The sequence below is a fragment of the Microbispora corallina genome (assembly GCF_016863035.1).
In the GTDB taxonomy this organism is placed as follows: domain Bacteria; phylum Actinomycetota; class Actinomycetes; order Streptosporangiales; family Streptosporangiaceae; genus Microbispora; species Microbispora corallina.
The window spans coordinates 123,103-135,606 of sequence record NZ_BOOC01000015.1 but is presented as its reverse complement, the minus strand read 5'-3'; the positions used below and the strand labels follow the sequence as shown (position 1 = coordinate 135,606).

Annotated in this window: 8 protein-coding genes; 4 read left to right on the top strand and 4 right to left on the bottom strand. The window is 73.5% G+C overall.

Annotation, left to right across the window (positions count from 1 at the left end):
* The 3 genes from Mco01_RS18840 to Mco01_RS18830 form a co-directional block, all read right to left on the bottom strand.
* Nucleotides 1–2,490, bottom strand: a 2,490-nt coding sequence (locus Mco01_RS18840) for a glycosyl hydrolase family 95 catalytic domain-containing protein (protein WP_204058192.1), incomplete at its 3' end; no start/stop codon positions are given.
* A 60-nt stretch (nucleotides 2,491–2,550) separates the two neighbouring features.
* Nucleotides 2,551–4,479, bottom strand: coding sequence for an alpha-galactosidase D (locus Mco01_RS18835; RefSeq protein WP_204058191.1), 1,929 nt, complete (start codon nucleotides 4,477–4,479; stop codon nucleotides 2,551–2,553).
* A gap of 68 nt (nucleotides 4,480–4,547) precedes the next feature.
* A complete protein-coding gene (locus tag Mco01_RS18830; RefSeq protein WP_204058190.1) occupies nucleotides 4,548–5,714 on the bottom strand; it encodes an ROK family transcriptional regulator in 1,167 nt (388 codons plus the stop codon).
* A 100-nt stretch (nucleotides 5,715–5,814) separates the two neighbouring features.
* Between Mco01_RS18830 and Mco01_RS18825 the strand changes: the two genes are divergently transcribed.
* The 4 genes from Mco01_RS18825 (at nucleotide 5,815) to Mco01_RS18810 (ending at nucleotide 11,140) form a co-directional block, all read left to right on the top strand.
* A complete protein-coding gene (locus Mco01_RS18825) occupies nucleotides 5,815–7,905 on the top strand; it encodes an alpha-galactosidase (protein ID WP_204058189.1) in 2,091 nt (696 codons plus the stop codon).
* 61 nt (nucleotides 7,906–7,966) lie between these two features.
* Nucleotides 7,967–9,277, top strand: a complete 1,311-nt coding sequence (locus Mco01_RS18820; protein WP_204058188.1) for an ABC transporter substrate-binding protein — start codon at nucleotides 7,967–7,969, stop codon at nucleotides 9,275–9,277.
* A gap of 13 nt (nucleotides 9,278–9,290) precedes the next feature.
* Nucleotides 9,291–10,256 carry a carbohydrate ABC transporter permease gene (locus Mco01_RS18815; RefSeq protein ID WP_239103732.1) on the top strand — a complete coding sequence of 322 codons (966 nt, stop codon included), beginning with the start codon at nucleotides 9,291–9,293 and terminating at the stop codon, nucleotides 10,254–10,256.
* Nucleotides 10,253–11,140, top strand: coding sequence for a carbohydrate ABC transporter permease (locus Mco01_RS18810; RefSeq protein WP_239103731.1), 888 nt, complete (start codon nucleotides 10,253–10,255; stop codon nucleotides 11,138–11,140). The genes Mco01_RS18815 and Mco01_RS18810 overlap by 4 nt, the downstream gene beginning before the upstream one ends.
* Nucleotides 11,141–11,227: 87 nt before the next feature.
* Here the strand turns inward: Mco01_RS18810 and Mco01_RS18805 are convergent, their stop codons facing one another.
* On the bottom strand, nucleotides 11,228–12,472 hold the full coding sequence (locus Mco01_RS18805) for an SGNH/GDSL hydrolase family protein (RefSeq protein ID WP_204058186.1): 1,245 nt from the start codon (nucleotides 12,470–12,472) through the stop codon (nucleotides 11,228–11,230).
* Between the last annotated feature and the right edge of the window lie 32 nt (nucleotides 12,473–12,504).

The following is a 12,504-nucleotide window of genomic DNA, read 5'->3' as shown; positions in this document are numbered from 1 at the left end:
GGCCGTGGTCGCGTGGCCGGCCGTGGTCGCGTGGCCGGCCGTGGTCGCGTGGCCGGCCGTGGTCGCGTGGCCGGCCGTGGTCGCGTGGCCGGCCGGCGACGGCACGAGGCCGGCCTCCTCGCCTCCGGCCAGGGTCACCTCCGCCGTCGCGTCCCCGTGGCGGACGCGCAGCGTGCGCGGCCCGCCCGGGACGTCGTTGCGGACGGTCAGCGAGGTGAGCGCGCCGCGGCGCCAGGCGAGGTCGACGCTCCACCCGCCCCGGCAGCGCACGCCCCTGGCCTCCCCGTCGGGCCACTCCTCCGGCACGGCCGGCAGGACGCGGACGACCCCGCCGTGGCTCTGGACCACCATCTCCAGCACCGCCGCCATGAGCCCGTAGTTGCCGTCGATCTGGAACGGCGGGTGGGTGCTGAACAGGTTCGGCAGTAGGCCGCCCCACTCGGAGCCGTCGACGGGCCCGTGCACGCCGGCGTCGCCGTCGTACGGGCGGGTGGCCTCCAGGAAGAGGCTCCGTGCGGCGCCGGCGTCGCCGAGCCGCGCCCGGAGCGCGATCTTCCACGCCCACGACCATCCCATGGCCCCGGGCCCGCGGGCGTCCAGTGATCTCGCCGCGGCGGCGGCCAGGTCCGGCGTCCGGCCGGGGTCGATCTCGTCGAAGGGGTAGAGGCCCACCAGGTGGGACAGGTGCCGGTGGTGCGGGTCGTGCTCCGGGTGGTCCTCCGCCCACTCCCTCAGCCGGCCGTCCGGCCCGATCCCGGGATCGCGCAGCAGGGGCAGCGCCGCCTCGACGCGCGGGACGACGGGGTCGTCGAGGCCGAGCGTCCGGGCCGCCCGGAGGCAGCGCGCGAACAGCGTGCGGATCATCGCCATGTCCATGGCGGTGGAGTACGAGAGCGACTCGGGGGTCCCCCGGCTCGAGAGGAAGAGGTTCTCCGGCGAGGTGGACGGGATCGTGTCGAGCCGGCCGTCCGGGCCCTCGGTGAGCCAGTCGAGGCAGAACTCGGCGCAGCCCCGCAGCACCGGCCAGGCGCGGTCGCGGAGGAAGCCCGCGTCCTGGCCGAACTCGTAGTGGTCCCACAGATGCTGGGCCAGCCAGACGCCGCCCATCATCCAGATCGCCCACGACGGGTTCCCGTGGCCCATGCCGACGGGCAGGGCCCATCCCCACATGTCCGTGTTGTGGTGCGCCACCCAGCCGCCCGCGCCGTACAGCCGCCGGGCGACCTCCGCGCCGGTGTGCGACAGCCGCTCGACGAGGTCGAACAGCGGCTCGTGGCACTCGGGCAGGCCGCCGGTCTCGGCTCCCCAGTAGTTCATCTGGGTGTTGATGTTGACGGTGTAGTTGGACGACCAGGCGGGCCGCGGCTCGGCGTTCCACATGCCCTGCAGGTTCGCCGGCGGCCCGGCGCCCCGCCGGGAGGCCGACGCGAGCAGGTACCGGCCGAGCCGCACCATGACCGTGGCGCGCAGGCCCTCGTCCGCGCCGCCGAGCACGTCACGCGCGACGTCGAAGGTGCCCGCCCCGCGCCGGCCGACGACGAGGCGGGTACGGCCGAGGAGGGCGCGCAGGTCCTCCCGGTGCGCGCCCAGCAGGTCCCGGGCGCCGCCGGCGAGGGCCTCCGCGGCGCGGCGCCCGGCCCGCAGCAGGTGCTCCTCCCGGCCCGCCCCGGACGCGCCCGCCCAGGCGTCGCCCGCGGCGCTGGAGCTCGTGAGGACGATCAACGCCCGGGACATGCCCTGGGCCGACCAGACGCCGCCGGAGACCGAGACGCGGCCGTCCGTGTCCACCCGGACGGCCGCCGCGGCGAACGGGTCGTACCCGTCGGGGACGGGCCCGCCGTACCGCAGGGGCTCGGGGACGTCCGGCTCGTGCGCCGGGGCGCCGTCGGTGGGGACCTCGACGCCCAGCGTGAACCCGTCCGGGCCGGCGACGTGGTGGACGGTCCGGAGCGGGGAGGTCAGCTCCAGGCGCAGGTCCGCGGTCCCGCCCTCGACGGAGATCGCGACGCAGACGGCCTCCGCCCGGCGGCTCGCCCAGGTCAGCCGCCGCACGGTCCGCCCGCCCGCCTCGAAGGTCTCGGTGACCACCCCGTCGTCCAGGTTCAGGGCGCGGCCGAGGTATCCGGCGTCGTCGCCGTCCATGCTCGCCCACAGGTCGGCGAAGGGCAGGTACTCCTGGCTGTACCGGCCCTCGAACGCCATCAGCAGGGCCTCCGCCCGCCGGTGGTCCTCCTCGCGCACCGCCCGCCGGACCTCGGCGAGCCGGCCGGGGCCCGCGCCGGCGGCGAGGACCTCCTCCAGCGCCCGGGCCGGCCCCCCCGGCTCCCCCGACCAGACCGTGGAGTCGTTGACCTGGAGCCGGGCCCGGCGCACGCCGCCGAACACCATCGCGCCGAGCCGGCCGTTGCCGACGGGCGCGGCCTCGTACCAGCTCGACGCCGGCCGCGGCCAGGACAGGACGAGGTCGCCGGACTCCCGCTCCTCGCTCAACGTGGTCTCCTTCGTTCGGGGGAGGCCCGGACGGCGTCCGGACCTCCCGTGGGCGCCGCCCTAGCGGTCGAGCGGGATGTCCACCCTGTCGATGTCCGGCGAGTAGACCGGCGTCGAGCTGTCGATCTCGATGGTGTTCGCGCCGGCCCGCAGGTGCAGCGGGACGGTGATCGTGGCCGGGACGTCCCAGCCGCCGCTCGGCGGGAAGGCCAGGGTGACGGCGTTCTGGCCGTTGGCGGAGACGGTGGCCGAGCGCGGGTCGCCGGTGGTGTAGCGGATGTTCACCTGGTAGAGGCCGGCCTTGGGGACGGTGACGCCGTTGACGCGCAGCGCGCCGCCGTTGTAGAGGTTGCCGACCTTCGTGCCGCCGGAGCACCCGGAGCACCCGGCGGCGGAGGCGCCGCCCACCATCGTGTTGCCCGCGGCCTCCGCCTCGTACGAGACGACCTTGAGCGGGCCGCCGCGCGGCGTGACCCGAAGCAGCCGGGAGCCGTGCGCGGGCAGCGTCGCGGAGACGGAGCCGTCCTGCGCGCCGAGGTCCTTGTGCTGCCACAGATCGCGGACGTCGGCCCGGCCGCCGAACCCGAAGCTGCTCCAGTGCGCGGTCACCTGGGCCGGGAGGGCGCCCATGTTGAACAGCGCCACGGTGTAGGTGCCGTCGGCGTTCTTCACGCCCCAGACCTGGGCCGGGCCGGTGGCCGTGACCGGCCGGGCCGGCAGGCCCTGCTGGTCGACCGCGATGACCTCCTTGTTGGTCAGGAGGGACAGGCCGTACGCGTCGAGCTTGGTGAGGTCGTCACCGGTGTAGAGCGGGGAGGCCGAGATCGCCCACAGCGTCATGTAGCTCTGCCGCTCGTCCTGGGTCAGGCCGTCCATCTGGCCGCTGCCCACGTCGAGCGAGTCGAGGTCGTTCCACCCGCCGGGTCCGGCCCACGGCGTCCAGGCGGGGACGTCGTCCCACCGGATCTTCACCGAGTTGTTCCAGGTCACCAGCGTGTCGCAGTAGCACTCGACGTCGGTCTCGATGCGCCAGCCGTTCGCGTACTTCTTCCAGTCGGCCGCGTGGCCCCGGTCGAGGGACCACGACAGCTCGAAGTGGATCGGCCGTCCCGTCTTCGCGATGGCGGCCTGCCAGGCGGCCACGTCCGGGATGTTGTCGTAGTTGTCGCCGCTCCTGAACGAGCCGGGCCCGACCCCGTCGAGCTTGAGGAAGTCGTAGCCCCAGTCGGCGATCAGCTGCGCCTGCGAGTCGATGTACTTCTGGGCGCAGGGCCTGGAGAAGTCGATCTTGTACGAGCTGTCCCAGCCGTTGGTGGTGCGCAGGTCCGGGTACACGATGTCGGCCGTGGTGCAGCCGGGGGCGTTCCAGATCGGCGTCGCGCCGTTCTTGTACGCCTCCTTGGCCAGGCCGACCGCGAGGTAGATGCCGGCCTTCAGGCCCTTGGCGTGGAGCTGGTCCGCCACGTACTTCATGCCGTGGGGGAACCGGTCGGGCGAGGCGATCTCCCGGCCGTACTCGTCGAAGCCGGGCGCCCAGTCGGTCGCCCGCGACCAACCTGCGTCGATGTTCACGTACTCGTAGCCGTACGGCTTGAGGGTGGAGGCGACCACGTCGGCCTGCTCCAGCACGTGGGCCTCGGTCAGCCAGTTGCCGTTGCCGCCGGGGTTGACCCCCGGGTACTTCGTGGACTCCAGGCTCCAGCTGCTCCACCCCATGTACGGGCGGGCGGCCAGGCCGTCGCCGGCGGCGGTCTGGGCCGCCCTGAGCGCGGCGGCCCGGTCGGCGGGCGAGGGGTCCTCGGTGACGGCGCCGGGGGCGGCGGCGGACGGGCTGGGCTTGGGACCGGGCTTCGGCCCGCCGGCGGCGGCCCCCGCGGGGGCGGCGCCCGCGACCAGCGCCAGCGCGGCCGCCAGCGCGGCGGTCGCCGCGACGGCGCGCACCCGGCTCCCGCCGGATCCGGGGGCGGCGACGCCCATGGGTGATGACAACTCGTACCTCCTGTGCGGGGGTGGCGGCCGCGCCTGGGCGGGGCCGGGACAGGGTTGAGACGGAGTGGTCAGGAAGCGACGAGCGTCTGGATGCTCACCGCGGCGGCGCCGCGCGCCCACTCCTCGAAGGGCAGCGGCCGGATGGACAGCGGGCACTGGACGGCGGCGCCGAACGCCTGCCGCTCGAAGCCCGCCCGGATGTGCGGCTCGAAAAGGTCGTAGGCGGCGAGCCCCTCCCCGGACACGACGATCCGGGCGGGTCCGACCAGGTTGGCCACGGCGGCGATGCCGATGCCGATGGCGTTGCCGGCGCGGGCGAAGACGGCGCCGATCCCCTCGTCGCCGCGGCGGGCCAGGGCCACGGCGTCGTCGATGGTGAGGTCGGGACGGCCGGACCGGTCCCGCGCCTGCCGCACGATCGCCTCGGTCCCGGCGATGGCCTCCACGCAGCCGCGGCCCCCGCAGTGGCATTCGGGGCCGTCGGCGTCCACGCCGATGTGGCCGATCTCGCCGGCCACGCCGTAGGAGCCGGACACCAGCCGGCCGTTCACCACGAGGCCGCAGCCGATGCCGGTGCCCACCGTGACCAGGGCGAACGACTCGGCCCCCACGCCCTCGCCGAACCACTGCTCGGCCGTGGTCAGCGCCTTGACGTCGTTTTCGACCGTGACGGCGAGCCCGGTGGCGGAGGCCGCGCGCTCGCGCAGCGGCACGTCCCGCCAGTGGAGGAACGGCGAGTACCGGACGAGCCCGGTCGTGCGGTCCACGTCGCCGGAGACGGCGAGCCCCAGGCGGTGGGTGCGGTCCCGGTAGCCGCCGGGCCCGTCGAGCAGGTCGCCCACCAGGCGCCCGATCTCGGCGAGGACGTCCCCCACGCCGGTGCCGGACAGCGGCCGGTGCGCCGCGGTCCGCACCTCCGCGCACAGGTCGCACACGACGCCGATCAGCTCGTCCGCCGTGATCTTCACGCCGACGAAGAACTCCCGGTCCGCCTGGACCGCCAGCGGGCTGGCCGGGCGGCCCGCCCCCGGGCCCGTCCGCTCGGTCGCGGCGAGCTCGCGCAGGTAGCCCATCTCGATGAGCGGGCGCGCGGCCTTCGTCACGGCGGCGGAGGACAGGCCGAGTCGGCGCGCGAGGGTGACACGGCTGAGCGGACCCTCGGTCAGCACCGCCGTGAACACCGCCGTCGCCGCGGGCGTCGCGGTCAGCGAACTCGTGCCGGGCTCGGGAAACATGCCCGAAATCTAGGATTAATAATTTCCTTCGTCAAGTATTGATTTCCCCCGCGTGGCGGTCCTACGCTCGCCGCACTCATCCGCCGAGACGAGGACCTCGATGCCCGCTGTCCTGTTCCATCCCGATCACCGCCTCTGGCTGCTGCGCGGCCCCGGCTCGGCGTACGCCGTACGGCTCGCGGAGGACGACAGCGTACGGCACGTCCACTGGGGCGCGGTGCTGACGGCCGACCAGGCGGCGGAGGTGGCCGCGCCGGTATCCCCCGCGGCGAGCAGCTTCGAGGCGGTGGCGGGGGCCGACGAGCTGCCGGCGGAGTCCGGCGCCCGGTTCGGGCCGGCCGGCCTGCTCGTGCGCTTCGCCGACGGGACCCGCGGCGTCGAGTGGCTCTACGAGGGGCACGACGTCGACGGCGGGCACCTGCGCATCCGGCTGCGCGACCGGCACTACCCGCTGCACGTCGAGCTGCACTACCGGGTGTACGCCGACAGCGACGTGATCGAGCGGTGGACGGTCGTGGAGAACCGCGACCGGTCCCCCGTCACCGTGCTGCGCTGCGACTCGGCCTCCTGGACGGCGCCGCGCCGCGCCCGCTACCGGATGAGCCACCTCGTCGGCGGCTGGAACAGCGAGTTCCAGCTCCGGCGCACCGAGGTCCCCGTCGCCGAGACCGTGCTCACCAGCCGGCGCGGCCTGACCAGCCACCACGCCAACCCCTGGCTGGCCGTGGACGACGGCGCCGCCTGCGAGGAGCACGGCGAGGTCTGGAGCACCGCGCTCGCGTGGAGCGGAAGCTGGCGGGTGACCGTCCATCGCGACCCCGTGGGCCGCACGACGTGGACGGGCGGCTTCGGCCACGAGGGGCTCGCCTGGTCGCTCGCCCCCGGGGAGACGCTGGAGACCCCCGTCTTCGCCGGCCTCTACACGGCGGGCGGGTTCGGTGCGGCCAGCCGCGCCTGGCACGCGTACGTCCGGGGGCACGTCCTCAGCCACCCGGACGAGACGCGGCCCGTGCTCTACAACTCCTGGGAGGCGACCGGCTTCGACGTCGACGAGGCCGGCCAGATGGCCCTGGCGGCCCGCGCCGCGCGCCTCGGCGTCGAGCTGTTCGTGATGGACGACGGCTGGTTCGGCGCGCGGCGCAGCGAACGGGCCGGGCTCGGGGACTGGACGCCCGACCCGGGCCGGTTCCCCGCGGGGCTCGGGCCGCTGGCGGCCGAGGTGCGCCGGCTCGGCATGCGCTTCGGGCTGTGGGTGGAGCCGGAGATGGTCAACCCGGACAGCGACCTCTACCGGGCCCATCCCGACTGGGTGCTCCACATGGCCAACCGCGGGCGCACCGAGATGCGGCACCAGCTCGTGCTCAACCTCGCCCGGCCGGACACCGCCGCCTGGACCCACGCCTGGCTGGACCGGCTGGTCGCGGAGCACCGCATCGACTTCCTGAAGTGGGACGCCAACCGCCCGTTCACCGAGGCCGGGTGGCCCGGCCACGAGGATCCCGACCGGCTGTGGATCGAGCACACGCGGGCCGTCTACCGGATCATGGACCGGCTCCGGGCCGACCATCCGGGTCTGCGCATCGAGGCGTGCGCGGGCGGCGGGGGCCGCGCCGACCTCGGCATCCTCGCCCGCACCGACCAGGTGTGGGCGTCGGACAACACCGACCCGGTCGACCGGATCGGCATCCAGCACGGCTTCAGCCAGCTCTACCCCGCCCAGGTGATGAGCGCCTGGGTCACCGACAGCCCCAACGCCGCGACCGGCCGCCGGACCCCGTTGCGCTTCCGGTTCCACGTCGCCATGGCGGGAGTGCCCGGCATCGGCGGCGACCTCACCTCCTGGACGGAGGAGGAGCTGAAGGAGAGCGCCGAGCTCGTGGCCGCGTACAAGAGCGTCAGGGCCGTCATTCAGCACGGCGCCCAGCACCGGCTGCGCGGCGACGGCACGCTCACCGCCTTCCAGTACGTGCGGGACGACGACCACGTGGTGCTGGCCTGGTGCCCGACGCGGCCGTTCGGCCACGGTCCGGCGCCGCTGCCGCTCACCGCGGTGCGCCCGGACGGCGTCTACCGTGACCTCGACTCCGGAGCCGTCCACCGGGGCGCCGTCCTGCTCCGCTCGGGTCTGCCCCTCGACCTGCCGCCCGGCGACCACGCGAGCGCGCTCGTCCGCCTGCGCCGGATCGAGTAGGCGGCGGACGAGCAGCCACCCCTCGACACCCCTTCGCACCGTCACCCGTTTGGAGAAGCACATGGCTCCGCACCCGTCCACGCCGGTTCCGTCCGAGGCCCGGCTGAGCCGCCGCGCCCTGCTGAGGGGCATGGGCGGCATCGGCGCCGCGGCCGCCGCGGCGCCCCTGCTCGCCGCCTGCAGCGGCGGCCCCGCGCCCGCCGCCCAGGCCGCCCACGCCACCTCCCTCGGCTCCGGCCTGTCCGACCCCGTCCCCCGCGCGGCCGTCCAGGCGATGGTCGACGCGTACAAGACGAAGTCGGGCGCGGCCGTCCGGATGAACGTGATGCCGCGCGCCCAGCTGGTCGACAACATCAGCTCCTACCTCCAGAGCAACCCGGAGGACGTGATCACCTGGTTCGCCGGCTACCGGATGCGCTACTACGCCGCCAAGGGCCTGCTCGCGCCGGTCGACGACGTCTGGGAGAAGATCGGCGGGAACTTCTCCGAGGGCCTGACCAAGGCCTCGGAGGGCGAGGACGGCAAGAAGTACTTCGTGCCGAACTACAACTACCCGTGGGGCTTCTTCTACCGCAAGAGCCTGTGGCAGGAGCGCGGGTACGAGATCCCCGGCACGTTCGACGAGCTGCTGGCGCTGTGCGCCCGGATGAAGAAGGACGGACTCATCCCGATCGCCTTCGCCGACAAGGACGGCTGGCCGGCGATGGGCACGTTCGACTACCTCAACATGCGGACCAACGGCTACCAGTTCCACATCGACCTGTGCGCCCACCGCGAGTCGTGGGACCAGCAGAAGGTCAAGGACGTCTTCGACAAATGGCGGGCGCTGCTGCCGTACCAGGACAAGGCCGCGCTCGGCGCGACCTGGCAGGAGGGCGCGCGGACGCTGAAGAGCAAGAAGTCCGGCATGTACCTCATAGGGTCGTTCATCGTGCAGGACGTCACCGACAAGGACATCGCGGCCGACCTCGACTTCTTCCCGTTCCCGGCCATCGCGGTCGAGGGCACCGACGCCATCGAGGCCCCGATCGACGGGTTCGTGCTGTCGAAGCGGGGCGGGTCGAACGCGACGGCCAAGGACATGCTGGCCTTCTTCGGCACCGGCGCCGGCCAGGACGCGTACGCGTCCAAGGACCCCTCCAACCTGCAGACCGCGAAGGACGCCGACACCTCGGCGTTCAGCGAGCTCAACCGCAAGGGCGCCGCCGCCATCGCCGGGGCGAAGTACATCAGCCAGTTCTTCGACCGCGACGCCCTGCCCGCGATGGCGAGCAACGTCATGATCCCCGCCCTGCAGGGCTTCCTGAAGGACGGCACCGTCGACACGCGCGCCATCGAGGCGCAGGCCGCGTCCCTCTACTCGGCCCAGTGACCGAATGCCCGTCATGCAGCGGACGATGACGCCGCCCGCGACCGGCGCGCCCGCCGGCGTCTCCGGCTCCGTGCCCCCGGCGCGGCCCCGCCGGGTGCGCCGGCTGTCGCGGCGGGACCGGGTCGTGCTCGGCCTGATGGTGGGCGTTCCCACGCTCATCCAGGCCGTGCTCGTGTGGATCCCGACGCTGCTGTCCGTCGGGCTGTCGTTCACCAAGTGGAACGGCCTCGACCTGGCCGACATCCGGCCGGCGGGCCTGGGCAACTACTCCTACGCGCTGAAGGAGTACCCGCCGTTCTGGCCGGCCGTGGCGCACAACGTCATCTGGCTGGCCTTCCTCGCGCTGGTGGCGACCCCGCTCGGGCTGCTGCTCGCGGTGCTGCTCGACCAGCGGATCCGCGGCAGCCGCCTCTACCAGAGCGTGTTCTTCACGCCGGTGATGCTGTCGATGGTCATGGTCGGCATCATCTGGCAGCTGGTCTACGCCCGCGACCAGGGCCTGGTGAACAACCTGCTCGGCACTGCCGGCACGCCGGGGGCGGTCGACTGGTTCGGCGACTCCGACGTCAACCTGTGGGCCGCGCTCGTCGCCACCACCTGGCGGCACTCCGGCTACGTCATGGTGCTCTACCTCGCCGGCCTCAAGGGCGTCGACCCCAGCCTCCGGGAGGCCGCCGCCCTCGACGGCGCCGGCGCCCGCCAGACGTTCCTCCGCGTCGTGTTCCCGGCCATGCGGCCCGTCAACATCGTGGTCGTGGTCATCACGATCATCGAGGCCCTGCGGGCCTTCGACATCGTGTACCTGATCAACCGCGGCACCAACGGCCTCGAACTCCTCAGCGTCCTGGTGATCCAGAACCTGGTGGGCGAGGGCCAGGTGATCGGCGTCGGATCGGCCCTCGCGGTCATCCTGCTGGTCGTCTCGCTCGGGCCCATCGTCTACTACCTGGTCCGCACGTTCCGGAGGGCCGACTCGTGACACCCGTTCCCGCGACCGCGCCCGTGAGGGGCCCGCGACGGCGGCACTCCGGCACCCACCTGTTCCTCGCCGCCATGGCCCTGATGTGGCTGGCCCCGCTGCTGTGGACCCTCTACGCCGCCCTGCGCCCCAAGGCCGTGACCGACAAGTACGGCTACTGGAGCCTGCACGGGCCGTTCGGCCTGGGCAACTTCGCGACCGCGTGGACCCAGGGCCGCATGTCGGCCTACTTCGGCAACAGCCTGCTCATCACGGTGCCCTCGGTGGTGCTCACGCTCGCGCTCGCCTCGATGATGGCGTTCGGGGTGAGCCGCTTCAGGTGGCGCTTCAACATCACGCTGCTGGTGCTGTTCACGGCGGGCAACATGCTGCCGCCGCAGGTGCTCGCCGCGCCGCTGTTCGAGATGTTCAAGCACACCCCGCTGCCGTACTCGGTCAGCAGCTCGGGCACCCTGCTCGACACCTACTACGCCGTCATCGCCGTGGAGACCGCCTTCCAGCTCGGCTTCTGCACGTTCGTGCTGGCCAACTACATGAAGGCGCTGCCCGCCGCGCTGACCGAGGCGGCCCTCGTGGACGGCGCGAGCGTCTGGCAGCAGTTCAGCCGGGTCATCCTGCCCCTGTCGCGCCCGGCGCTCGCCGCGCTGGCCACGCTCGAGGTCGTCTGGCTCTACAACGACTACTTCTGGCCGCTGCTGTTCATCCACAACGGCGACCGGCTGCCGGTCACCACGGGGATCACCAACCTGCAGGGGCAGTTCCTGCTCGACTACAACATGATCGCGGCCGGGGCCACCATCACCGTGATCCCGACGCTGGTCGTGTACCTGGCCCTGCAACGGCACTTCGTCGCGGGCCTCACGCTGGGGGCCGACAAGGGCTGAGTCCCGTACGGCTCCCGACGCCGCGCCGCCCGTCACCCTCCGCCGGGCGGCGCGGCGTCACATCCGCGTACGGGAGCGGGGAGGGGGTCAGTCGAAGCCGAAGCCCGGGGGCAGCGGCCTCCGCTCGAACAGCGTGGCGGGGACGGCGTCGGCGAGCGCCCGGTACCCGGCCGGGTTCAGGTGCAGGTGGTCGCCGACGTCGTAGGCCGGGAGCAGCCGCCGGGGGTTCGCCGGGTCGCGGGCCGCCCTGTCGAAGTCGATCACGGCGTCGAAGCGGCGGCCGGTGCGGATCCACTCGTTGACCGCCTGCCGGGCCGACTCCCGGTATCCCTGCGCGTCGTCGTAACCGGTGTTGCCGCCGAACGGCGTCAGCGTCGCGCCGTACACCCGGACGCCCTGCGTGTGCGCCCTGATGACGATCTGGTCGTAGGCGGCGACCAGGTCGTCGGCCACCTGCTTCTGGGCGGCCTCGGTGGCATCGGCGGTGCCGATGTCGTTGACGCCCTCGAAGAGGATCGCCCACTCGACGCCGCTCTGCGCGAGCACGTCGCGGTCGAGCCGGGCCAGGACGTTGGGGCCGAGCCCGTCGTCGAGGACCCGGTTCCCGCCGGCCGCCTGGTTCAGGATCGCGACCCCCGACGTGGCGGGCCGGGACTGCAGGCGGTCGAGCAGCCGGTCCGGCCAGCGGTCGTTCATGTTGGTGGTCGATCCCCTGCCGTCGGTCAGCGAGTCGCCCACCAGGGCGGCCGCCGCCGTCGTCCGGGGGGACCACACCTCGACGCCGCTGAGGAAGTACCAGTGGTCGGCCGTGGTCGCGCCGGGCAGGTCCGCCGCGTCCGCGTGGTCGCCCGCGACCATGTACGAGGTGGTCCTGGACCCGGGGTGCGAGGTGATGGAGGCCGACGCCTGGCCCTGCGCGAGATAGACGGTCACGGTGAGGTTGGACCGGGGCGCGACGTCGAAGCCGATCGGGTCGGAGACCACCTGGGCGCCCGGCCGGACGACGGCCGAGGTCCGGCCGTGGAAGGTGACGGGCCGTGCGGTGCCCGGCCTGACGGCGCTCACCCCGGCCTGTCCCCCGACCGGCAGCGCCACGAACGCCTTCGTGATCGGCAGCGGCGCGCCTCCGAAGGCGTTGGAGAAGCGCAGCCGCATCCGCCGCCCGCCGATCGTCGCGCGGACCGTCTGCCGCAGCGTGCTGTCGTCCAGGACGAGGTCGCCCTGGGCGAACGGCGCGGGCGGCATGTTGCCCGGCTCCGTCAGCTGGGGCATCGACACCCAGGTGCCGACCCAGTGGCCGTCCGGCGGCCGGCCGGCACTGCCCCTGAGCACGTGGACCCCCCGACATCTTTCGGCAGACTTGC

Excerpts from the sequence above, each read along its gene's own strand:
- Mco01_RS18830 (WP_204058190.1), bottom strand. The coding sequence starts at position 5,714 with ATGTTTCCCGAGCCCGGCACGAGTTCGCTGACCGCGACGCCCGCGGCG.
- Mco01_RS18825 (WP_204058189.1), top strand. The coding sequence starts at position 5,815 with ATGCCCGCTGTCCTGTTCCATCCCGATCACCGCCTCTGGCTGCTGCGC.
- Mco01_RS18820 (WP_204058188.1), top strand. The coding sequence starts at position 7,967 with ATGGCTCCGCACCCGTCCACGCCGGTTCCGTCCGAGGCCCGGCTGAGC.
- Mco01_RS18815 (WP_239103732.1), top strand. The coding sequence starts at position 9,291 with ATGCAGCGGACGATGACGCCGCCCGCGACCGGCGCGCCCGCCGGCGTC.